General features: G+C 63.2%; 23 protein-coding genes and 1 tRNA gene. 14 read left to right on the top strand and 10 right to left on the bottom strand.

Translation table 11 applies throughout. From position 1 onward, the window contains the following. The first annotated feature begins 37 nt into the window (after positions 1–37). Positions 38–1,051: a betaine--homocysteine S-methyltransferase gene (gene bmt, locus ACGYK4_RS06320; RefSeq protein WP_394455633.1), complete on the top strand. Its 1,014-nt coding sequence runs from the start codon at positions 38–40 to the stop codon at positions 1,049–1,051. 3 nt (positions 1,052–1,054) lie between these two features. On the opposite strand, the gene ACGYK4_RS06315 is transcribed toward bmt, so the two are convergent. Beyond that, entirely contained in the window at positions 1,055–2,131 is a 1,077-nt protein-coding gene (locus ACGYK4_RS06315; protein WP_394455632.1) for a PA0069 family radical SAM protein, read from the bottom strand. 201 nt (positions 2,132–2,332) lie between these two features. Between ACGYK4_RS06315 and ACGYK4_RS06310 the strand changes: the two genes are divergently transcribed. Then, positions 2,333–3,031: a B12-binding domain-containing protein gene (locus ACGYK4_RS06310; RefSeq protein WP_067266651.1), complete on the top strand. Its 699-nt coding sequence runs from the start codon at positions 2,333–2,335 to the stop codon at positions 3,029–3,031. 55 nt (positions 3,032–3,086) lie between these two features. After that, a complete protein-coding gene (locus ACGYK4_RS06305) occupies positions 3,087–3,731 on the top strand; it encodes a DUF1638 domain-containing protein (protein WP_394455630.1) in 645 nt (214 codons plus the stop codon). Positions 3,732–3,734: 3 nt separating this feature from the next. On the opposite strand, the gene ACGYK4_RS06300 is transcribed toward ACGYK4_RS06305, so the two are convergent. After that, entirely contained in the window at positions 3,735–4,145 is a 411-nt protein-coding gene (locus ACGYK4_RS06300; protein WP_067266648.1) for a SufE family protein, read from the bottom strand. A gap of 126 nt (positions 4,146–4,271) precedes the next feature. Here ACGYK4_RS06300 and ACGYK4_RS06295 point away from each other — a divergent pair, with 126 nt between their 5' ends. After that, on the top strand, positions 4,272–4,790 hold the full coding sequence (locus ACGYK4_RS06295) for a hypothetical protein (RefSeq protein ID WP_322327696.1): 519 nt from the start codon (positions 4,272–4,274) through the stop codon (positions 4,788–4,790). A 59-nt stretch (positions 4,791–4,849) separates the two neighbouring features. On the opposite strand, the gene rnd is transcribed toward ACGYK4_RS06295, so the two are convergent. The 3 genes from rnd to purM all read right to left on the bottom strand — a co-directional run bounded on the left by rnd (position 4,850) and on the right by purM (position 7,726). Continuing rightward, positions 4,850–6,007, bottom strand: coding sequence for a ribonuclease D (gene rnd / locus ACGYK4_RS06290; RefSeq protein WP_394455628.1), 1,158 nt, complete (start codon positions 6,005–6,007; stop codon positions 4,850–4,852). A 79-nt stretch (positions 6,008–6,086) separates the two neighbouring features. Continuing rightward, a complete protein-coding gene (gene purN / locus ACGYK4_RS06285; protein WP_394455626.1) occupies positions 6,087–6,683 on the bottom strand; it encodes a phosphoribosylglycinamide formyltransferase in 597 nt (198 codons plus the stop codon). Continuing rightward, entirely contained in the window at positions 6,680–7,726 is a 1,047-nt protein-coding gene (purM, locus tag ACGYK4_RS06280) for a phosphoribosylformylglycinamidine cyclo-ligase (RefSeq protein ID WP_394455624.1), read from the bottom strand. The genes purN and purM overlap by 4 nt, the downstream gene beginning before the upstream one ends. 128 nt (positions 7,727–7,854) lie before the next feature. Here purM and ACGYK4_RS06275 point away from each other — a divergent pair. Further along, positions 7,855–7,931 (top strand) — tRNA-Ile (locus ACGYK4_RS06275). 28 nt (positions 7,932–7,959) lie between these two features. On the opposite strand, the gene ACGYK4_RS06270 is transcribed toward ACGYK4_RS06275, so the two are convergent. Continuing rightward, a complete protein-coding gene (locus tag ACGYK4_RS06270; RefSeq protein WP_394455622.1) occupies positions 7,960–8,409 on the bottom strand; it encodes a DUF4442 domain-containing protein in 450 nt (149 codons plus the stop codon). 69 nt (positions 8,410–8,478) lie between these two features. Then, entirely contained in the window at positions 8,479–9,801 is a 1,323-nt protein-coding gene (locus ACGYK4_RS06265) for an ATP-binding protein (protein ID WP_394455620.1), read from the bottom strand. A gap of 44 nt (positions 9,802–9,845) precedes the next feature. Here ACGYK4_RS06265 and ACGYK4_RS06260 point away from each other — a divergent pair, with 44 nt between their 5' ends. The 3 genes from ACGYK4_RS06260 to ACGYK4_RS06250 all read left to right on the top strand — a co-directional run bounded on the left by ACGYK4_RS06260 (position 9,846) and on the right by ACGYK4_RS06250 (position 11,536). Then, a complete protein-coding gene (locus ACGYK4_RS06260; protein WP_394455618.1) occupies positions 9,846–10,760 on the top strand; it encodes an MBL fold metallo-hydrolase in 915 nt (304 codons plus the stop codon). A gap of 145 nt (positions 10,761–10,905) precedes the next feature. After that, a complete protein-coding gene (locus tag ACGYK4_RS06255; RefSeq protein ID WP_269451603.1) occupies positions 10,906–11,028 on the top strand; it encodes a hypothetical protein in 123 nt (40 codons plus the stop codon). An 85-nt stretch (positions 11,029–11,113) separates the two neighbouring features. Then, positions 11,114–11,536 carry a DUF4112 domain-containing protein gene (locus ACGYK4_RS06250; protein ID WP_394455616.1) on the top strand — a complete coding sequence of 141 codons (423 nt, stop codon included), beginning with the start codon at positions 11,114–11,116 and terminating at the stop codon, positions 11,534–11,536. 61 nt (positions 11,537–11,597) lie between these two features. On the opposite strand, the gene ndk is transcribed toward ACGYK4_RS06250, so the two are convergent. Further along, a complete protein-coding gene (ndk, locus tag ACGYK4_RS06245) occupies positions 11,598–12,020 on the bottom strand; it encodes a nucleoside-diphosphate kinase (protein ID WP_067266630.1) in 423 nt (140 codons plus the stop codon). 106 nt (positions 12,021–12,126) lie between these two features. Here ndk and ACGYK4_RS06240 point away from each other — a divergent pair, with 106 nt between their 5' ends. From ACGYK4_RS06240 to ACGYK4_RS06225, 4 genes are all read left to right on the top strand, one after another. After that, positions 12,127–13,989 (top strand): ABC-F family ATP-binding cassette domain-containing protein, encoded by a 1,863-nt coding sequence (locus ACGYK4_RS06240; RefSeq protein WP_394455615.1) that lies wholly within the window; start codon positions 12,127–12,129, stop codon positions 13,987–13,989. 91 nt (positions 13,990–14,080) lie between these two features. Further along, complete coding sequence (locus tag ACGYK4_RS06235) at positions 14,081–14,719, top strand: MarC family protein (RefSeq protein ID WP_322327687.1); 639 nt, start codon at positions 14,081–14,083, stop codon at positions 14,717–14,719. A gap of 45 nt (positions 14,720–14,764) precedes the next feature. Then, on the top strand, positions 14,765–15,346 hold the full coding sequence (locus ACGYK4_RS06230; protein ID WP_394455614.1) for a TIGR02281 family clan AA aspartic protease: 582 nt from the start codon (positions 14,765–14,767) through the stop codon (positions 15,344–15,346). A 153-nt stretch (positions 15,347–15,499) separates the two neighbouring features. Then, positions 15,500–15,985 (top strand): hypothetical protein, encoded by a 486-nt coding sequence (locus tag ACGYK4_RS06225; protein WP_394455613.1) that lies wholly within the window; start codon positions 15,500–15,502, stop codon positions 15,983–15,985. 52 nt (positions 15,986–16,037) lie between these two features. On the opposite strand, the gene ACGYK4_RS06220 is transcribed toward ACGYK4_RS06225, so the two are convergent. Together ACGYK4_RS06220 and ACGYK4_RS06215 are read right to left on the bottom strand one after the other, a co-directional pair. Further along, complete coding sequence (locus ACGYK4_RS06220; protein WP_271691363.1) at positions 16,038–16,496, bottom strand: DNA polymerase III subunit chi; 459 nt, start codon at positions 16,494–16,496, stop codon at positions 16,038–16,040. A 7-nt stretch (positions 16,497–16,503) separates the two neighbouring features. After that, entirely contained in the window at positions 16,504–17,973 is a 1,470-nt protein-coding gene (locus ACGYK4_RS06215; protein WP_394455612.1) for a leucyl aminopeptidase, read from the bottom strand. Between the two features lie 131 nt (positions 17,974–18,104). Between ACGYK4_RS06215 and lptF the strand changes: the two genes are divergently transcribed. After that, positions 18,105–19,238, top strand: a complete 1,134-nt coding sequence (lptF, locus tag ACGYK4_RS06210) for an LPS export ABC transporter permease LptF (RefSeq protein ID WP_394455611.1) — start codon at positions 18,105–18,107, stop codon at positions 19,236–19,238. After that, complete coding sequence (gene lptG / locus ACGYK4_RS06205; RefSeq protein WP_394455610.1) at positions 19,235–20,332, top strand: LPS export ABC transporter permease LptG; 1,098 nt, start codon at positions 19,235–19,237, stop codon at positions 20,330–20,332. The genes lptF and lptG overlap by 4 nt, the downstream gene beginning before the upstream one ends.

Below are 20,332 nucleotides of genomic sequence, written 5' to 3'. Positions count from 1 at the left end.
ACATCAGGCGAAATTCTCAGACCTAACAGGAGCCCCCATGAGCAACGCATTCACCGATCTTCTCGCTGAAAAGGGCACATTGCTCGCCGATGGGGCCACGGGCACCAATCTGTTCAACATGGGGCTGATGTCGGGCGATGCGCCCGAATTGTGGAACACCGACGAGCCCGCCAAAATCACCAAGCTCTACCGTTTCGCGGTGGATTCAGGCAGCGATCTGTTCCTGACCAATTCCTTCGGCGCCAATGCCGCCCGTCTCAAGCTGCACGACGCGCAGAACCGTGTGCATGAGTTGAGCCGTGTCTCCGCCGAACTGGCGCGCGAAGTGGCCGATACCGCCGAACGCAAAGTGATCGTCGCAGGCTCCGTCGGCCCGACGGGCGAGATTATGGAGCCTGTGGGCACTCTGTCCCACGCCCTCGCCGTCGAGATGTTCCACGAGACCGCCGATGGCCTCAAGGCAGGCGGTGCCGATATCGGGTGGCTAGAGACGATCAGCGCCCCCGAAGAATACCGCGCCGCTGCTGAGGGGTTTCAGCTTGCCGGTCTGCCGTGGTGTGGCACGATGAGCTTTGACACCGCGGGCCGCACGATGATGGGGCTGACCTCCGAAGGAATGGTCGACTTGGTGCATGGGCTCGATAACATGCCGCTGGCCTATGGCGCCAACTGCGGCACCGGCGCCTCTGACTTGCTGCGCACCGTGCTTGGCTTTGCTGCGAAGAACGGCACGCTGCCGATCATTTCGAAAGGCAACGCAGGCATTCCGAAATACGTCGAAGGCCACATCCACTATGACGGCACGCCCGAGTTGATGGCGCGCTATGCGGTGATGGCCCGCAACGCAGGCGCAAGCATCATCGGCGGTTGCTGCGGCACCCTGCCTGAGCATCTGGTCGCAATGCGCGAGGCGCTAGACAGCACCGAAAAAGGCCCGGCCCCGACGTTGGAGCAGATCCGCGAAGAGATCGGCGATTTCTCTTCCGAAAGCGATGGCACCGATGGCCAAGGCCCCACCCGCGCACCGCGCCGCGGGCGTCGCCGGGGCTGAGGCTCAGAACAAGCTCAATTGATCGCCCTTTTCGGAGGGCGGTCGAAACAGATCACAGCGCAGCGGCACGCCGGAACGGGCCAGCCCCAAACGCTTTACCGCCAGATCAAAGCGTTGCGCTACCATCTGCGCATATGGCCCCTCGCCCCGCATCCGCTTATGCCAGCCCGCGTCATATTCCTTGCCGCCATGCATATCGCGTAACCGCGCCATGATCCGATCGGCCCGGTCGGGGTAATGGGTGGCGAGCCAGTCCTGCACCAGCGGCGACACCTCTCGCGGCAGGCGCAGCATGATCCAGCTTGCATGCCGCGCGCCGGCCTCGCGCCCGGCGGTGAGGATCGCCTCCAATTCCGGATCGGTCAGCGCCGGGATCATCGGCGATGCCATGATCCGCACCGGGATCCCTGCTTCCGACAGTTTTCGGATCACCTGCAACCGCCGCTGCGGCGCGGGCGCGCGCGGCTCCATCAAGCGGCTCAGCTTCGGGTCCAGCGTGGTCACCGAAATGCCGACCGCCGCCAATCCGCGCCCTGCCATGCCGCCCAAGATGTCGATGTCGCGTTCGATCAGGCTGCCCTTTGTGACGATCGCCACCGGGTGATTGAACGCCGACAACACCTCAAGACACTCTCGCATGATGCCATGGGTCTTTTCGATCGGCTGATAGGGATCGGTGTTGGTGCCGATGGCGATGGGCGCGACCTGATAGCGCTTCGACCGCAGCTCCCGCGCCAGAACGTCCGGGGCTTCGGGGCGGGCGATCAACTGCGTCTCGAAATCCAATCCCGGCGACAGGCCGAGGTAGGCATGGCTGGGCCGCGCGAAACAGTAAACGCAGCCGTGTTCGCAGCCGCGATAGGGGTTGATCGAGCGGTCAAAAGGCAAATCCGGCGAACGGTTGTAGGTGATCACCCGGCGCGGCACCTCAATACTGGTCTGGGTGCGCAGCACCGGAAGCACCTCGTCGCGCGCCCAACCGTCATCTTCGGCGACGCGGGTATGACGCTCAAACCGGCCCACATCATTGCTGCCTGCCGCGCGGCCAAGCACGCGGAATCGCTGGTCTTCCCTATCCATGAAAGAAGGTTAGAACATTGCGTGAACATCGGCAAGTAACCTCGTGCAAACCCTTGTCCTTACACCGCAAAAAGCAGTAGTTTGCCCCCAAGGCGTCGCGCAAGGCGCGGCCGATGTCGCAAACCGCGACCCCGGCGCTAACATTCCGTGAGACAAGGGCTCAAGTGTCATGCACCTGCACGCCCAGCAGAAGGAAACACCATGTCGGAAGAAGACGATATCATCCTGGCCGAGTTGGACGACGAAGAACTGGTCCAGCAGATGTTCGATGACCTCTATGACGGTCTCAAGGAAGAGATCGAAGAAGGGGTGCAAATCCTGCTCGACCGCGGGTGGGAGCCCTATGAGATCCTGACCAAGGCGCTTGTCGGCGGGATGACCATCGTCGGCGCGGATTTCCGCGACGGTATCCTTTTCGTGCCCGAAGTGCTGCTGGCCGCCAATGCGATGAAGGGCGGCATGGCCATCCTCAAGCCGCTGCTTGCGGAAACCGGCGCGCCGCGTGTCGGTAAGATGGTGATCGGCACCGTCAAAGGCGACATTCACGACATCGGCAAAAACCTCGTCGGCATGATGATGGAAGGCGCGGGTTTCGAGGTCGTCGATCTGGGCATTAACAACGCGGTCGAAGCCTATCTCGAAGCGCTCGAAGCGGAAAAGGCCGATATCCTTGGCATGTCGGCTCTGCTGACCACCACTATGCCCTATATGAAGGTGGTGATCGACACGCTGGTCGAACAGGGCAAGCGCGACGACTATATCGTGCTGGTCGGTGGCGCGCCGCTGAACGAGGAATTCGGCAAGGCCATCGGTGCCGATGCCTATTGCCGCGACGCTGCCGTGGCGGTGGAGACGGCGAAAGACTGGATGGGCCGTCGACATAATTCGGCTAACGCCTGAGCCTCTCGCCCCTGGCCGCTTTGCTTGGGGCGCGATGGCATGCGATGGTATCGGCATGAATGACACCCCGCTGCCAGATGACCGGACCCTGACCCAAGACGGGCTCGCGCCCACCCGCGCGGGCCGTATCTTGCTGATCGCCTGCGGGGCGCTGGCGCGTGAGATTCTGGATCTGAAAGCCGCCAATGGTTGGACCCATCTGGATCTGACCTGCCTGCCCGCGAAATATCACCTCTACCCGGAAAAGATTACGCAGGCGGTGCGTGATACGGTCGCCAAACACCGTGCGGATTACGACGATTTCTTTGTTGTCTACGCCGATTGCGGCACGGGCGGCGGGCTGGAGCGGGCTTGTGAAGAACTCGGCGTGCAAATGGTCGCCGGGCCGCATTGCTACAGCTTTTTTCAAGGCAACGAGAGCTTCGCCAAAACCGCCGAAGATGAGATCACCACCTTCTACCTCACCGATTTTCTGGTCCGGCAGTTCGACGCTTTCATCATCAAACCCATGGGCCTCGACCGGCATCCCGAGCTGCGCGACATGTATTTCGGCAATTACGAGAAACTGGTCTATCAGGCGCAGACAGATGACCCGGCGCTGACCGAAAAGGCCCAAGACTGCGCCGCACGGCTCGGCCTCGCGTTTGAGCGGCGATTCACGGGTTACGGGGATTTGGAGAGCGCGTTGCGCGCCCTCTGAGCGTTACGCTTCCTGCGCTGCCGTCTCGCGCACCCGCTCGATCATCGCGCGCAATCCGTTCGAGCGCTGCGCCGAGAGGTGGTCGTTCAACCCCAGCCGCGCCAATTCCGCCTTTGCATCGACCCCGCCCACCTCACTAGGTGTCAAGCCGTTGTAAAGCTTGCGCAAAACCGCGATTAGCCCTGAGACGATCATCGCATCGCTGGCGCCGTCGAAATGCAGCTTCCCGCCCTCGAACTGTGCATGCAGCCAGACCTGAGAGGCGCAGCCATCGACCTTGGTCGCGGGGACGCGCAGCGGCTCAGGCAGCGGCTCCATCGCTTTGCCAAGGTCGATCACATGGCGATAGCGGTCTTCCCAATCGTCCAGAAACTCGAAATCCTCGACCAGTTCTTCAAAGGCGGGCGTGGCCATCTGTGCACTCTCTTCGGGTGAATTCCATTGTCTGACAGGTAGGATGCCCATGGGCAAAGGTCCACCCCCTTCCCAAGGCTGGCGGGATGGGGTAGCACAAGGCAAGTAAACTTAACGGCGGTTCCCATGCGCAAGACAATCCTCGCTCTTTTGGCTTCGACCCTTTTGGTATCCGCCTGCGGCACGGTCCGTGACAGTCGCATCAACCCGTTGAATTGGTTCGGGCCCGCCCGTTCGGTTGAGACCGCCCCGGCGGAGAGCACGAACCCCCTGATCCCGCAGCGCAGCGGGCTGTTCGCGCGGCGCGCGGTTGAGGTCGACACCTATGAGGGGCGCCCCTTTGAGCAGATCACCGATCTGACCATCGAGCCGGTGCCGGGCGGTGCGATTCTGCGCGCCACCGGGCTGGCGGCACGCCAAGGCATCTACAAAGTGCGCCTGACCCCCGCGACGCCGGATGAGACGCCCGTCGACGGTGTTTTGACCTATCGTTTGGAAGGGGTCCGGCCCGACAAGGCCACCCCGCAAGGCAGCCGCCCCACGCGCGAAGTGATTGCCGGGCGTCGCCTGACCGATCAGATGCTGGCCGGGGTGCGTGAGATTCGCGTCGAAGGGCAGCTAAACGCGCTGGTCTCTCGTCGCTAAGACGCCGCGCGACCCTCTATTGAGAAAGAGCCGCCCCTGATTGGGCGGCTCTTTTCGTTTCAGACTTTGACGGCTTTCACGTCATTTCCGTCAGCGGCCAAGGCGATCTTGCCTTCGCAGAGCAGCAGCGCATCGGCGCCAAAGACCTCATGCCGCCAGCCGCGCAGCGCCTGCACGTCACGCTCCCCCGCCGAGAGCATGTCGAGATCGCTGGCCGAGGCGATGAGCTTGGCCGCGACGCCCGCGCTTTCGGTCTTGGCCTTGAGCAGCACGCGCAGAAGATCGGCCAAGGCCGGGTTCACTTGCAGCTTGTCGCGCTTGCGGTCGGGCTGGGGCATGTCGGCAGGCTTGCAGGCCACGCCTGCGGCGACCGCTTTCAGTATGCCTTCGGCAATTTCGCCTTTGCGGGCCTCGCGCAGCAGCAGCCGGGCGCGGTTCAACTCTTCGCCATTCGAGGGCTTGAGGCTCGCCAATTCGACCAGCGCGTCATCTTTGAACACCCGGTTGCGCGGGATGTTGCGGCTGCGGGCGTAATCCTCACGGAAAGCCGCCAACTCGCGGACGATCGCCAGAAACTTGGGCGAATTGGTCCGGGTCTTGACCCGTTTCCACGCATCCTGCGGTTGGGTGACATAGGTGTCGGGGCTGAGCAGCGTTTCAAGCTCTTCGGCCACCCACCGCGCCCGTCCGGTCTGTTCAAGCTTGCGGGCCAGAAATTCGTAGATTTGGCGCAGATGGGTCACGTCGGCCAGCGCATAGGTCTTCTGCGCCTCGGTCAGCGGGCGGCGCGACCAATCGGTGAAACGCGAGGTCTTGTCGAGCGACTGATGCGCGATCTTGCGCACCAAGGTCTCATAGCCCACCTGTTCCCCAAAGCCGCAGACCATCGCAGCGACCTGCGTGTCGAACAGAGGCTTGGGAAAGACTTTGGCATCGACATAGAAGATCTCGAGATCCTGCCGCGCGGCGTGGAAGACCTTGACTACCGATGTATCGCGGAACAGATCGTATAGCGGCTCAAGCGAGATGCCATCGGCCAAGGGGTCGACCAACACGGCTTTGCTGTCATCGGTGCCGGGCATGGCAAGCTGAACAAGGCAGAGTTTCGAATAATAGGTCCGCTCACGCAGGAATTCCGTGTCGACGGTCACGTAATCATGGCGCGCAGCCTCTTCACAGAATTGCGCGAGGTCGGCGGTCGTGGTGATGGTTTTCATATATGCTCTTTGACATGTTGCACGCCCGGTCATCGGGCTTTGCCAAAGAGGTACATCACGCGGGCGGGTTTGACCAGCGTCAGCCCGTGAGCAGGACCGGCTCCCGCTCACCAGCGGCGAAACGGCGCAGCACGGCGGGGTAAAGGCGGTGTTCCTGCACCAACACCCGCTCGGCCAAAGTCTCGGGAGTGTCGCCGGGCAGAACGGGGATGCGCGCCTGACCAAGGATCGGACCGTCATCAAGTGCGGCGGTCACCTCATGCACGGTGCAGCCATGTTCGGTATCGCCAGCCTCCAGTGCGCGGGCATGGGTGTGCAGCCCGCGGTATTTCGGCAATAGCGAAGGGTGGATGTTGATCATCCGCCCCGCCCAAGCATCGGTAAATCCTTCGGTCAATTTGCGCATGAAACCGGCAAGGCAGATGATGTCAGGCGCATGGGCCTTAAGCGCGGCACTGAGCGCCGCCTCAAAGGCTGGGCGGTCCTTGCCGAAGGGGCGGTGATCGACCACCTCGGTCGCGATCCCCTGCCCTTGCGCCCAAGCGATCCCCCCCGCATCCGCGTTGTTCGACAGCACCAGACAGGGGCGGCCTGCATGGTCGCCGGTCATATCCTCGACCAGCGCCCGCATGTTGGAGCCGCCGCCCGAGACGAAAATTGCAACCCGCTTGGTCAAAGCAGCGCGCCGGAATAGGTGACGCCATTGCCGGTGGTGATGCGGCCAATCTCAATCGCGCGATGGCCATCCTCGGCAAAGGCGGCCTTGGCGGCCTCGACCTTGTCGGTGGAAACCACGGCGACCATGCCGATCCCGGCGTTGAAGGTCTTGAGCATCTCGGCCTCGGCCATGCCGCCTTGGGCGGCCAGCCATTTGAACACCGGCGGGAGTTCCCATGCATTGAGGTCGATCTCAGCAGCCAGCCCCACGGGCAGCACGCGCGGCAGGTTCTCGGTCAGGCCACCGCCGGTGATATGCGCCAGAGCCGAGACGGCATCCGCGCGCAGAGCCGCCACAGCGCCTTTGACGTAGAGTTTCGTGGGTGTGAGCAGCGCATTGCCCAGATCACCTTCGCCCCATGGGCAATCGTCACCCCAGCCCAGACCGCTCCGTTCAACGATCTTCCGTACAAGGCTGTAGCCGTTGGAATGGACCCCGTCGCTCGGCAGGCCCAAGAGGACGTCGCCCTCTTTCACGTCGCGCGGCAGCTCGGTCCCCCGCTCCATCGCGCCGACCGAGAAACCAGCGAGGTCGAAGTCGCCCGCGTGATACATGCCCGGCATTTCAGCCGTCTCGCCCCCGATCAAGGCACAACCGGAATCGGCACAGCCCTTGGCGATGCCTTCGATGATCCGCGCGGCGCTGTCGAGCTCCAGTTTGCCGGTGGCGAAATAGTCGAGGAAGAAGAGCGGCTCGGCCCCCTGACAGACCAGATCGTTGACACACATGGCGACCAGATCAATGCCGATGCTGTCGACATTGCCCGTATCAATCGCGATGCGCAACTTGGTGCCCACACCGTCTGTCGCGGCGACCAGCACCGGGTCGGTAAAGCCTGCGCCCTTAAGATCGAACAGCGCGCCAAAGCCGCCGAGGCCGGACATGACACCGGGCCGCGCGGTGGATTTCGCCGCCGGTTTGATCCGCTCTACAAGCGCATTGCCTGCGTCAATATCCACGCCTGCTTCGGCATAGGTGATTCCGTTGTCGGATTTCGTCATGGTCATGGCCCCCGGCGCGCATTTTCCCTTGCGCGCGGGGTTAGAGTATTGCGCGGCCCACTGCAATCATTTGGTGCAGCTAATGTCTTGACGCTCGGCCTGCGGCGTCATACCCAAACGCTCATGGCGGGCCTGTAGCTCAATTGGTTAGAGCAGAGCGCTCATAACGCTTTGGTTGCGGGTTCAAGTCCTGCCGGGCCTACCATACTTCCGCCCCCCGCCTTTCGTGGCCGTCACCGTTTGGCGCTGACGTGCCAGTTCACTTGCATCTCGACCACCGTTTCACCCGCTTCGTTCTGGATGTCGACCGCCACGTCAAAGGCGACTTTTCCGTCTTCTTGCAGAGTGCTCAGCAGCTCGGCCCCGGGGCGCGAGGTTTTGGCATGGGCGGTTAGCGTGCCTTCGGCGATCTTTTTAAAGGTGATCTGCCCCATGGCCGCCACGGGGCGCATGTCCATGATCACCGGTGCAATAGCCCCCGCCATGGCAGCCCCCGAGGCGGCTTCGCCCAGCGTGAACATCGCGCCCGCATGCTGCGTGCCGATGTGGTTCGAGGTTTCATGCCGCTGCACCAATTCGGCGTTGGCGGTGCCGTCACCGATCTGGAGCAGTTTCACCCCGACATGGGCGGCAAAGGGCACGGCGGTGTCGAGATGGGCTTTGATCATGTCATAGGGGGTCATCGGTGCGCTCCGTTCAAAGGTCGGTTCACTGTGGCAAAGCCGCGCGCGCGGCACAATCCTGCCGCCGGGTCACCGCGCGATGACGATATCGGCGCGCAGCCCGCCTAGGCGGTCCGATTCCCCAAGCCGCAGCACCCCGCCGTGGGCGCGGGCGATGTCGGAGGCGATGGCAAGGCCAAGCCCCACGCCGCCGCCCTTGTCCTGATTGCGCGCAGGATCAAGCCGCGAGAAAGGCCGCGTCGCCTCGTCCCGCCGCGCTTCTGGGATGCCGGGGCCATCGTCTTCGACCCGGATGCGCAGGGTGCGGTCGCTCAGCATGACCGAGACTTCGGCCTGCGTGCCATAGCGCACGGCGTTGGAAATAAGGTTGTCCACCGCCCGGCGCATCGCGACCCTGCGCAGCTTCACGATCCCCTCGCCCGCGCCCTCGGGCGGCAGTAGTGTGACTTTGCGCCCGGTGCGTTGCGCGTCTTCGACGATGGCGCTGACGAACCCATGCGGGGCCACCTCTTCAGGCTCACCCTCAGCGGCGCCCTTGGCGAAGTTCAGGAATTCGTCCAGCATCCGCTGCATATCATCGACATCGGCCAGCAGCGGGGCTGCATCCTCTTCGTCGATCATCGACAGGCCGAGGCGCATCCGGGTCAGCGGCGTGCGCAGGTCGTGGCTCACCCCCGAAAGCATCAGCGTGCGTTGCTCGATCTGCCGCTCGATCCGGGCGCGCATGTCGACAAAGGCGTTGCCCGCCGCGCGGACTTCGATGGCGCCGGTGGGAGTATAAGGCTCATGCCGCCCCCGGCCAAAGGCCTCCGCCGCGCGGGCCAGACGTTTGATCGGGCGCAGCTGATTGCGCAGATAGATCGTGGCGATATAGCTCAAGAGTACGCCGAAAAAGACGGTGTAGACGAAAAGCTGATGCGGGTTCGAGGCCGAGATGCGCCGCCGCTCGAACTGGATCCGCAGCGGCCCGTGCACGCTTTCGATATAGAGCACGACGAAATCGTCATCACTGAGGTCCACCGCTTCGATCCCGTCCATCTTGCTGCGCAGCCGGGGGATGAGGACGCGGCCCGAATAGTCGTACCACAGCATGCTGTCTTCTCCGGGCAGCGGACGGTTGGCGGGAGTCACCACGAAATCAAGCGGGCCCGCCCGCGCCTCAACCGCTGTGGGCACGGATTGCGCATCGGGGGCCGTGCCGACCGCCAGCATGACCAGTTCCAGCTCCCGCAACACCGTATCGGTCATCTGGCCGGTGACACCTTCGAAATGCCTCTGCGCAAAGATCACCACGACGACCAATTGCAAAAACACCACTGGTAACAGCAGGATCAGCGCGGCGCGTCCATAGATGCCGCGCGGTACATATCGTTTGAGCCAGGCAAAATTCATGGCTAGACCTTAGCCAGCCCCCTGCCCCAGCGAAAGGTGAAACCATGCTGCCGCCCGACAACTTCGACCCCGAGATTGGCCTTGCCGAAACCTTGGAACCCGGGCTGCGGCGGATCGTGGCGCCCAACCCCTCGCCGATGACCTATCGCGGCACCAATACCTATCTCTTGGGCGAGACCGATGTGGCGGTGATCGACCCCGGCCCCGACAGCTCGGCGCATCTTGAGGCGATCCTCGCCGCGATCAAACCGGGGCAGCGGATCAGCCATATCATCGTGACCCATACGCATCTGGATCACTCCCCTCTGGCCCGCCCCTTGGCCGAGCGCACGGGGGCCGAGGTTTGGGCCTTTGGTGACGCGCGGTCGGGCCGTTCACCGGTGATGCGAAGGCTGGCCGAGGCGGGGCTGATGGGCGGCGGCGAAGGGGTGGACCACGGGTTTCGCCCCGACCACCATCTGTCCGATGGCGACGTGCTTGAGGGCAATGGCTGGGCGTTGGAGGTGCTGCACACGCCGGGCCATATCGGCAATCATGTCAGCCTCGCTTGGGGGGATGCCTGTCTGACAGCGGATCACGTCATGGGCTGGGCGACCTCGCTCGTTTCGCCCCCTGATGGGGATCTGACTGATTTCATGGCCTCCTGCGAGAAGCTGGGCGCGCGGCAATGGCGGGTGTTCTACCCCGGTCACGGCGCACCGGTGAGCGACCCCAACGCGCGGCTCGACTGGTTGGTGGCGCATCGTCGCGCGCGGGAGGTGTCGATCCTCGATGCACTGGCTGCCGGGCCCGCCACGGCGGAGGACCTCGCCCGCGCCATCTATACCGAAACGCCTGCCGCGCTCTTAGGCGCGGCCACCCGAAACGTGCTGGCGCATCTGGTCGATCTGACAGGCCGGGGGCGCGTGGCCCCAGAGGCCACCCTGCAGGCAGAGGCGCGTTTCACTCTCAACTCATAGGGGAATACGCGCGTTTCCGTCGCAAAATCGCAACAAATGCCCCATTCTGGGCGCAATCTGGCCCCTTTATGGACCCGAACCGCGCCCAAGCTGGTTGCGGGGGTGAGAGACATCAAACCCCAGCGAGCAGCAAAGGAGCTACCCGATGGCCCGACTAGACAGAACGCCGCAACCACAGAAACCAAAGCCCGCGCCGAAGCCGAACGGCACCTCGGCCCAACCGCCGCAGCGCCCTACGCCGCTGATCACCGACTACGCCAGCCTTTGAACGGCGCTCCCCGCGCATCGGATTGGGGGGGAACTTTGGGGTCGGACCACGCGTTTGCCGCCTAGAGCAACACGCAAGGAAAGATATGAAACCCCATACCCCCTCTCACGAAGCTGACCTCGCCCGTCTGCGCCGTTTGGCCGTCAGCATGGACAGCGCCTTTAAGCTGCCGATCGTCGGCGTGCGGATGGGATGGGATTCGATTCTGGGCCTCGTGCCGGTGGTGGGCGATACGCTCGCCCTTCTGCCCGCGGCCTACATCCTGAAAGAATCGCACCGCATGGGCGCGCCGAAAAGCGTACTGGCAAAAATGCTGGTGAACACCGGGGTCGACTATGTGATCGGCTCCGTCCCGCTGGTCGGTGACCTCTTCGATATCGGTTGGAAGTCGAAACTGCGCAACGTCGACTTGCTGGAGCGTCACCTAAAAGACCAGGCGGCTAAAGCCCCGCCGATGGGCGATGTCGAAGGGCGCATGTCCTCGCACCACCCGACGCTCAACAACTGATCGCCAAAGAAAAAGGGCCGCCCCAAGGCGACCCTTTCAGTCTTTCCGAAGAACGGGTGGCTTAGCCGACCAGTTCCAAACCGGAGAAGAAGTAAGCGATCTCAACCGCTGCGGTTTCCGGTGCGTCGGAACCGTGGACGGAGTTTTCGCCAACGCTTTCAGCAAATTCTGCGCGAATGGTGCCCTCTGCCGCATCGGCAGGGTTGGTCGCGCCCATCACTTCGCGATTTTTCGCGATGGCGTTTTCACCTTCGAGAACCTGAGCCACGATCGGCGCGGAAGCCATGAACTCGCACAGTTCGTCGTAGAAGGGACGCTCAGCGTGCACTTTGTAGAACTCGCCCGCCTGCGCTTTGGTCAGGTGGATGCGCTTTTGTGCGACAACGCGCAGGCCCGCGTCTTCGAATTTCTTGACGATGGCGCCAGTCAGGTTGCGGCGGGTTGCGTCGGGCTTGATGATCGAGAAGGTGCGTTCGAGGGCCATTGGCTGTACTCCATAGCGGGTGTTGATTTGCGCGCTCCCTAGCATGGGGTCTGGCCCATGAAAAGCCGTGATTGACCTTCGGCCCCGCTTGCTCCAAACGGCTTTCATGTTACGCATTTCAGAAATCAACTACTCCGTCGAAGGCCGCCCCCTGTTCGAGGAAGCCTCCGCCGTGATCCCCGAGGGGCATAAGGTCGGCATCGTCGGGCGCAACGGCGCGGGCAAGACGACGCTGTTCAAAATCATCCGTGGTGAGCTGTCACTCGACAGCGGCGATATCTCTTTGCCCTCCCGCGCCAAGATCGGCGGCGTCGCGCAAGAGGTGCCGTCGTCCGAGACCTCGCTCATCGACACGGTGCTGGAGGCCGACATTGAACGTGCCCGGTTGATGAAAGAGAGCGAGACCGCCGAAGACCCTGCCCGCATCGCTGACATCCAGACCCGTCTGGCCGATATCGACGCTTGGTCCGCCGAAGGCCGCGCAGCGTCGATCCTCAAGGGGCTTGGTTTCGACGACGAAGAGCAGCAGATGCCCTGCTCCGCCTTCTCCGGCGGCTGGCGGATGCGCGTGGCGCTCGCCGCCGTGCTCTTTGCCCAGCCCGACCTGCTGCTTTTGGACGAGCCGACCAACTACCTCGACCTTGAAGGCGCGCTCTGGCTGGAAAGCTATCTGGCGAAATATCCCCATACGGTGCTGATCATCAGCCACGACCGCGGCCTGTTGAACCGCGCCGTAGGCGGCATCCTGCACCTCGAAGACCGCAAGCTGACCTATTACCAAGGCCCCTACGACCAATTCGCCCGCCAGCGCGCCGAGAAACGCGCGTTGCAGGCGGCGATGGCCAAGAAGCAACAGGCCCGGCGCGATCACATGCAGGCCTTCGTCGACCGTTTCAAGGCCAAGGCCAGCAAGGCCAAGCAGGCGCAATCGCGTCTCAAGATGATCGAGAAGATGGACATGATCACCGCGCCCGAAGAGGCGGCGCGCAAGGTATTCACCTTCCCCGAGCCCGAGGAACTCTCGCCGCCGATCATCAACATCGAGAACGGCGCAGTCGGTTATAGCGACGACAACCCGGTGCTCACGCGCCTGAACCTGCGCATCGACCAAGACGACCGGATCGCCCTTCTGGGCAAGAACGGTCAGGGCAAATCGACGCTGGCGAAACTTCTGTCAGACCGCCTGCCCCTGATGGCCGGGCGGCAGATCAACTCCTCCAAGCTGCGCGTGGGTTTCTTCGCCCAGCATCAGGTGGATGAGCTGATCGTCGAGGAAACCCCGCTGCAGCACATGATCGCCGCGCGCCCCGGCGTGCTGCAATCGAAACTGCGCGCGCAGCTTGCGGGCTTCGGCCTTGGCCCGGAGCAGGCCGAAACCGAGGTGGGCCGCCTGTCAGGCGGGCAGAAGGCGCGACTTTCGCTGCTGCTGGCCACGCTGCACGCGCCGCATCTGCTGATCCTCGATGAGCCGACCAACCACCTTGATATCGAAAGCCGTGAGGCGCTGGTGGAGGCGCTGACGCGCTACTCGGGCGCGGTGATCCTCGTCAGCCACGACATGCACCTGCTGTCGCTGGTGGCCGACCGGCTGTGGCTGGTGTCGAAAGGCACGGTCAAACCCTATGAGGAAGACCTCGAAGCCTATCGCAAAATGCTGCTGACGCCGGAAAAGCCGGTTAGCAAGAACCCCGCCAAGCCGAAAGAAGCGCCCAAGCCCAAACGCGCAAGCCGCGATGAGGTTTTGGCCCTGCGCAGCGAGGTCCGCAAGGCCGAAGCGCGGATGGAAAAGATCAACGAGATGCGCGACAAGCTCGCCAAGAAACTCGCCGATCCCGCGCTTTATGAGGACGCCAAAACCGGTGAGCTTGAGGTCTGGAACAAGAAATACGCCGAGGTGATGGAGGCGCTGGACCGCGCGGAATCGCTTTGGATGGGCGCACAGGAAAAGCTGGAGAAGGCCACGGCCTGATCCGGAAGCGTTCACTTTATCACATCGGAGGGGTCGCCTAAGGGGCGGCCCTCGTGCATTCTGGCAAGAAGCCCCGCGCCAAGGAAACCCCATGACCCTCGACACCGCCTATATGATCACCGCCCTCGTCACGATGTTCGTGGTGATCGACCCCATCGCCATCGCGCCGGTCTTCCTCGCGCTTACCCGCGGGATGAGCAACGCAGAGCGGCGCAAGATCGCATGGCGCGCGGTAGGCGTGGCCGGGTTGGTGCTGCTGATCTTCGCCGCTTTCGGCGAAGCGGTGCTGGGGTTCATCGGCATCTCCATGCCCGCTTTCCGCGTGGCGGGCGGCATCTTGTTGTTCATCACCGCGCTCGACATGCTCTTTGACCGCCGCACCAAACGGCGCGAGGACCGCGCGGATGAAGACGACCACGACGACCCTTCCGTCTTCCCCATGGCCATTCCGTTGATTGCGGGCCCCGGCTCCATCGCCTCGGTCATCCTGCTGACGGGGGAAAAACCGGGCGGCGAAGGGCTGTTGACCATTATCGTGATCACCGCGCTGACACTGGTGGTCATGGCGCTGACTATGCAGGTCAGCGGCGCGCTTGAGCGGGCGATGGGCAAGACGGGCATTAACATCGTGACCCGCCTGCTCGGCATGTTGCTGGCGGCGCTCTCGGTGCAATTCGTGCTCGACGGCTTGGCGGCTTTTGGCTTTGGCCCCGGCCCCACGCCCGGCTGACATTTCCGCGCGGCCTTCCTATATGAGATGTAAGGGGGCGCGTTCATGGCCGGTATCGACACAGCACATCTGATCTATCTCATCGTTCTTCTGGCCATGGTGGCGGGCTGGTTTCTCATGCACAGCCGCCCCAACATGAACAAGACGCTGCAACAGGCGGCGGTTTGGGGGCTGATCTTTACCGGTGCGGCGGCGGGCGTCGGCCTGTGGCAGGACATCACCCGCGACACAGCGCGCCAACATCTGACCATCAGCGAAGAGGGTGACATCGTCCTGCCCCGCGGGCGCGATGGGCATTACTACCTGACGGCCCAGATCAACGGCGCGCCGGTGCGCTTTGTCGTCGATACGGGCGCATCCGATATCGTGCTGACCAAATCCGACGCGGCGCGCATCGGCATCGACCCCGAGGGGCTGGATTACCTTGGCCGCGCGGGCACCGCCAATGGCGAAACGCGCACCGCCTTCGTGCGTCTCGACGAGGTGGTGGTGGGCCATGCGGTCGATCACAACGTCCCCGCGGTAGTGAATGACGGGATCATGTCGCAATCATTGCTCGGCATGGGCTACCTGCAACGTTGGGGCCGGATCGAGATCAGCGGCGGTGAACTGCGCCTAAGCCGCTGACGGAATAGGGCAAGACCTTGCCGGAAATACGGGGCAAAACATCAAACACGCCGCAAAATGACGCCGCATTCGCCGTGAATTGAACAGGTTCCCGCCCTTTTGAGCGGATATCTGCAGGGCACAACTGTACCCAATTTTGGAGAAAGTGCTGCTATGCTGATGAACATTTTTGGTGGGTCATCCTCCTACCAACAAAGCAACAAACCCGCTAAGGCGGAGAAGGCTGAAAAGCCGCAAGAGGCCGAAAAGGCCAAGGACAAGCCATCCCAGGCGCAGGCGAAACCCGCCAATGACGGGCAGATCGCGCAGAACAGCGCGGCGGCGCAGGAGGCATCCAAACCTCAAGCCGTGCAAGCGCCTGCCAAGGTCGAAACGGTGCAAGCTGTGGCACAGGCAAAGCCGGTCGAGACGGCTCAAAAGGCCACGAGCGCGGATGACGAAGCCTTTGCCCGCGCCGCAGCACAGCGCAGTGTCGATAGCCAGCGCACCCGCGCCCTGCTGGACACGATCGCGCCGGTGAACAACAGCGCGGTCGAAGCGGCCAAATCCTATGTCAGCAAGGTCGAACCCGCAGCACCGGAGGCCGAGGCGAGCAAATCCGCCGCTGCCGCGAAACCCGCGCTCGACAAAGCGGCCTGATCCGCGTTCAGGGGCGGCGGGCTTTCGGCCCCTGCCCCTGCACTGCCGCCCTTTAAGTCTCGGCCTTCTTTTCCCAGCGACCGCTTTCCTCGGACCAATATTGGGCCGAGGCGCCGTCGGATTTCAGCCGCTTCCACAGGCCGCGTGCCTGATCCAACGCCACGGGATCATGCCCGTCGAACAAGACGCAGACCCGTTGGTGCGCTGCCACTTCCGCAGCCGTGACATCGGCCCCATGCACCGTCATCAGACAATCCGCCCGATTGGGGGCGCCATCCTCCAGCGTCAGCAGCACGGGCTGATCCGCGTCCTGCGGCCCGCCCGCCATGCCATGGGGCAGAAAACTGTCATCCGCATAGGTCCAAAGCGCCCGGTCCAGCGCCTGTAGCCCCGCCCGGTCCGTCCCGCGCAGGGCCACGCGCCAGCCATTGGCAAGCGACTTTTCCAGCAGCATCGTCAGCGTCTCGACCAGAGGTCGCTGGGTCAGGTGATAGAAGTAAGCCGCCCCCATCAGTCGCTTAGCCCTTCTCGAAACGATCGGCGACGAGACGGTTCAACGCCGCCACGCCCCAGCCCGTCGCGCCCGCAGGCGCCAGCGTGCTTTCGGATTTCAACGAGGCGACACCGGCAATATCGAGGTGAATCCAAGGTGTCTCATCCTTGACGAAACGCTTGAGGAATTGTGCCGCGGTGATCGACCCGGCCGGACGCCCGCCGATGTTCTTCATGTCGGCCACGCGGCTTTTCAGCAGGTCATCATATCCCTGCCCCAGCGGCATCCGCCACGCGCCCTCGCCTTCGCTCTCGGCGGCTTTTAGGAAATCGTTGCACAGCCCGTCGTCATTCGAAAAGACCCCGGCGTTCTCGTGGCCCAGCCCGATGATGATGGCCCCGGTCAGCGTGGCCAAATCAATCATCGCCGCGGGTTTGAAACGGTCTTGCGTGTACCACATGACATCGCAGAGCACCAAACGCCCCTCGGCGTCGGTGTTGATCACCTCCACCGTATCGCCCTTCATCGTGGTGATCACATCGCCCGGACGGGTGGCATTGCCCGAGGGCATGTTTTCAACGATACCCACAAGCCCCACGACATTCGCCTTAGCCTTGCGCAGTGCAAGTGTGCGCATCACGCCCGAGACGACGCCCGCGCCGCCCATGTCCATGGTCATGTCTTCCATGCCAGCCCCGGGTTTAAGGCTGATGCCGCCGGTGTCAAAGACCACACCCTTGCCGACCAGCGCCAGAGGGGCTGCGTCATCCGCGCCGCCTTCCCACCGCATCACGACCACTTTCGATGGGCTGTCCGAACCTTGGCCCACAGACAAAAGCGTGCGCATTCCGAGCTTTGCGAGTTCTTCCTCATCCAGAACTTCAACTTTCAGGCCCAAGCTCTCCATCTCGGCCAGTCGTTCGGCAAAATTGGTGGTGGTCAGGATGTTGGCGGGCGCATTGGTCAGATCGCGGGTCATGAAGGCCCCCTCGGCCACGGCCATGAGCGGTGCGGCGGCCTCACGCGCGTCATCGGGTTTGGAACACATGACCTCGACCGTGCCTTTGCGCGCCTTGGGCGCGGATTTGTGATCTTCAAAGCCGTAGTCCCGCATTGCCAGACCAAAGGCCACATCGGCCACCCGGCGTGTTGCGGCGGCCAGCATCAGCAGATCGCTGTCACCCCGGCGTTTGGCCAGCGCGGCCCCGGCCTTGCGCGCGGTCATCACCTCGGCCCGGCGCGGCATATGAACCACGTCCACCGCCTCTGCCGCCATGCCTGCGGGGTAGCCCATGCTGAGAACATCGCCGGGTTTCAGGGCCGCGAAACGCTCGCTTTCCACCAGCCGCTGCAAGGCGCCTTTGGTCAGACGGTTCACCCGCCGCGCCCCGGCATCGAGCCGCCCCTCGGGCAGAAACACCGCGACCCGCCCGGAATGCCCCGCGATACGGTCGATGTCGGTCTCGGCGAATGTGATGGGGGTCAGATCGGTCATGGCATGCCTCATGGTTGATTTTGCCCCAGACCTACCGCGCCGCGCCGCGCATGGCCAGATAGCAGTTTTCCCGCCCCGCGAATTGCTTTAAGATCTGCGCAAAGGCCGTCAGAGCATCTCGGGGGATCAGAGTGGCAAGAATTGACCGCTACATGCTGTCGCAACTTCTGGTTATGTTCGGCTTTTTCGCTTTGGTGCTGGTGGCGCTTTTCTGGATCAACCGCGCGGTTGTCCTGTTCGACCGTTTGATCGGCGATGGCCAGTCCGCCTTGGTGTTTTTGGAGTTCACGGCCCTCGGCCTGCCGAAACTCATCGTCACCGTCCTGCCCATCGCGACCTTTGCCGCCTCGGTCTATGTGACCAACCGCATGTCGGGCGAATCCGAGTTGACGGTGCTTCAGGCCGCAGGCTCCGGCCCGTGGCGGCTGGCGCGGCCTGTCTTCGTTTTCGGGCTTTGCGTGGCGGCGATGATGACGGTGCTGAGCCATTTTCTGGTCCCCATGGCGCAGGGGCAGTTGAAGCAGCGCGAGGCCGAAATCTCGCGCAACCTCACCGCAAGGCTGCTGACGGAGGGGACTTTTCTGCATCCCTCCGACGATGTCACCTTTTATGCCCGCGCCATCGACAGTGACGGGGTGCTGCGCGATGTTTTTCTGTCGGATCGGCGCAAGGCCGACGAAGGTGTGATCTACACCGCTGCCGAAGCCTACCTCGCCCGCAACGGCGACGACACGACGCTGATCATGCTCAACGGCATGGCCCAACGGCTGGACACCGAGAGCAACCGTTTGGCGACGGCCAAATTCCGCGACTTTTCGTTCGATATTTCCCCGCTGGTCAGCAGCGGAGACGCGATCGACCTGTCGGTGAGTACCATGGTCACGCCTGATCTGCTTTGGGATTGGGACGGGGTCGCAGCGGCGACCGACACCTCGCCGGGCGTGGTGGCCGAAGAGCTGCATGGCCGCTTCGCGCAGCCGCTGTTCTGTCTCGTCGCCGCGATGATCGGCTTTGCGACTTTGATCCTCGGCGGTTTTTCCCGCTTTGGCGTCTGGCGCGAGGCGGTGATCGCTTTTGGACTGCTCATCGCCATCGACGGGCTGCGGGGCACGATGGTGGTGCAAATCCGCGAGGCGGCGGCGCTCTGGCCGCTGGCCTATCTGCCCTCGCTCATTGGGGCCGTGCTGACGCTGGCGATGCTTTGGCAAGCCGCACATCCGCGCTGGATAAGGCGGCGTCTGCGTGGCAAGAGGGCCGCCACATGATCCTGCATTTCTATTTCGCCCGCCGCTTTTTTATGAGTTTTCTCGTCATCACCGGGGTGCTGGCCGCGCTGGTGATGCTGGTCGATGGTGTGGATCAAGCCCGGCGTTTCGCCGATGACGATGTGGGCTGGGATCAGGTGCTGGGCATGACGCTGCTGCACATGCCCCAGACCATCAACATGATCCTGCCGCTGATCATGATTCTCGCCACAGTGGCGCTTTTCATTGGCCTTGCGCGGTCCTCCGAATTGGTGGTGACCCGGGCCGCGGGCCGCTCGGCCCTGCGCGCGCTGGTGGCCCCGGTGGTGGTGGCCTTGATCATCGGCACGCTGGCCGTGGCCATGCTCAACCCGATCGTCGCGGCGACCAGTGAGCGGGCCGAGCAATTGACCCAAGAATACCGGTCCAATGGCCGCGCGGCGCTCTCGGTCAGTGACGAGGGGCTGTGGCTGCGGCAAGGCACGGAGGAAGGCCAATCGGTCATTCGCGCATGGCGCACCAACGCCGACGCCTCTGTCCTCTATAACGTCACGATTATCAGCTATGATGCCGAGAAGGGCCCGATCCGGCGCATCGAAGCCGAAAGCGCGCAACTTAGCAGCGGCGATTGGGAACTCACCGGGGCGAAGATTTGGCCGCTGGCGGCCGGGGTGAACGCCGAAGGCGCGGCGGAGATGCATGAGACCCTGACGATCCCCTCCTCCCTCACGGTCGAGCGTATCCGCGAAAGCATTGGCCGTGTCGCTGCCGTCTCAATCTATGAACTGCCCGAGTTCATTCGACAGTTGGAACAGGCCGGGTTCAGCACGCGCCAGCATGAGGTCTGGCTTCAGGCCGAGCTTGCGCGGCCCTTCTTTCTAGTGGCCATGGTTCTGGTTGCGAGCGCATTCACCATGCGCCATACCCGCTTTGGGGGGACCGGCGTTGCTGTGCTGGCCTCGATTTTGCTGGGGTTCGGTTTGTATTTCATTCGCAGTTTCGCACAGATCCTTGGCGAGAATGGCCAGATCCCCGTGATCCTTGCCGCTTGGGCGCCGCCCGTGGCGGCGATTTTTCTGGCGCTAGGCCTGCTACTGCATGCGGAGGACGGCTGA

The sequence above is a fragment of the Sulfitobacter sp. 1A13368 genome, assembly GCF_043557275.1.
Classification (GTDB): domain Bacteria; phylum Pseudomonadota; class Alphaproteobacteria; order Rhodobacterales; family Rhodobacteraceae; genus Sulfitobacter; species Sulfitobacter faviae.
This window is presented reverse-complemented; position numbering and strand designations above follow the sequence as displayed.

Coding starts and splice junctions, on each gene's coding strand:
- ACGYK4_RS06315 (WP_394455632.1), bottom strand. CDS start 2,131: ATGGATAGGGAAGACCAGCGATTCCGCGTGCTTGGCCGCGCGGCAGGC.
- ACGYK4_RS06305 (WP_394455630.1), top strand. CDS start 3,087: ATGAATGACACCCCGCTGCCAGATGACCGGACCCTGACCCAAGACGGG.
- ACGYK4_RS06240 (WP_394455615.1), top strand. CDS start 12,127: ATGTTACGCATTTCAGAAATCAACTACTCCGTCGAAGGCCGCCCCCTG.
- ACGYK4_RS06215 (WP_394455612.1), bottom strand. CDS start 17,973: ATGACCGATCTGACCCCCATCACATTCGCCGAGACCGACATCGACCGT.
- ACGYK4_RS06250 (WP_394455616.1), top strand. CDS start 11,114: ATGAAACCCCATACCCCCTCTCACGAAGCTGACCTCGCCCGTCTGCGC.
- bmt (WP_394455633.1), top strand. CDS start 38: ATGAGCAACGCATTCACCGATCTTCTCGCTGAAAAGGGCACATTGCTC.
- ACGYK4_RS06310 (WP_067266651.1), top strand. CDS start 2,333: ATGTCGGAAGAAGACGATATCATCCTGGCCGAGTTGGACGACGAAGAA.
- ACGYK4_RS06265 (WP_394455620.1), bottom strand. CDS start 9,801: ATGAATTTTGCCTGGCTCAAACGATATGTACCGCGCGGCATCTATGGA.
- ACGYK4_RS06230 (WP_394455614.1), top strand. CDS start 14,765: ATGGCCGGTATCGACACAGCACATCTGATCTATCTCATCGTTCTTCTG.
- purM (WP_394455624.1), bottom strand. CDS start 7,726: ATGACGAAATCCGACAACGGAATCACCTATGCCGAAGCAGGCGTGGAT.
- ACGYK4_RS06260 (WP_394455618.1), top strand. CDS start 9,846: ATGCTGCCGCCCGACAACTTCGACCCCGAGATTGGCCTTGCCGAAACC.
- ACGYK4_RS06255 (WP_269451603.1), top strand. CDS start 10,906: ATGGCCCGACTAGACAGAACGCCGCAACCACAGAAACCAAAGCCCGCG.
- ACGYK4_RS06270 (WP_394455622.1), bottom strand. CDS start 8,409: ATGACCCCCTATGACATGATCAAAGCCCATCTCGACACCGCCGTGCCC.
- ACGYK4_RS06300 (WP_067266648.1), bottom strand. CDS start 4,145: ATGGCCACGCCCGCCTTTGAAGAACTGGTCGAGGATTTCGAGTTTCTG.
- ACGYK4_RS06235 (WP_322327687.1), top strand. CDS start 14,081: ATGACCCTCGACACCGCCTATATGATCACCGCCCTCGTCACGATGTTC.
- ACGYK4_RS06220 (WP_271691363.1), bottom strand. CDS start 16,496: ATGGGGGCGGCTTACTTCTATCACCTGACCCAGCGACCTCTGGTCGAG.
- ACGYK4_RS06225 (WP_394455613.1), top strand. CDS start 15,500: ATGCTGATGAACATTTTTGGTGGGTCATCCTCCTACCAACAAAGCAAC.
- rnd (WP_394455628.1), bottom strand. CDS start 6,007: ATGAAAACCATCACCACGACCGCCGACCTCGCGCAATTCTGTGAAGAG.
- ACGYK4_RS06295 (WP_322327696.1), top strand. CDS start 4,272: ATGCGCAAGACAATCCTCGCTCTTTTGGCTTCGACCCTTTTGGTATCC.
- lptG (WP_394455610.1), top strand. CDS start 19,235: ATGATCCTGCATTTCTATTTCGCCCGCCGCTTTTTTATGAGTTTTCTC.
- ndk (WP_067266630.1), bottom strand. CDS start 12,020: ATGGCCCTCGAACGCACCTTCTCGATCATCAAGCCCGACGCAACCCGC.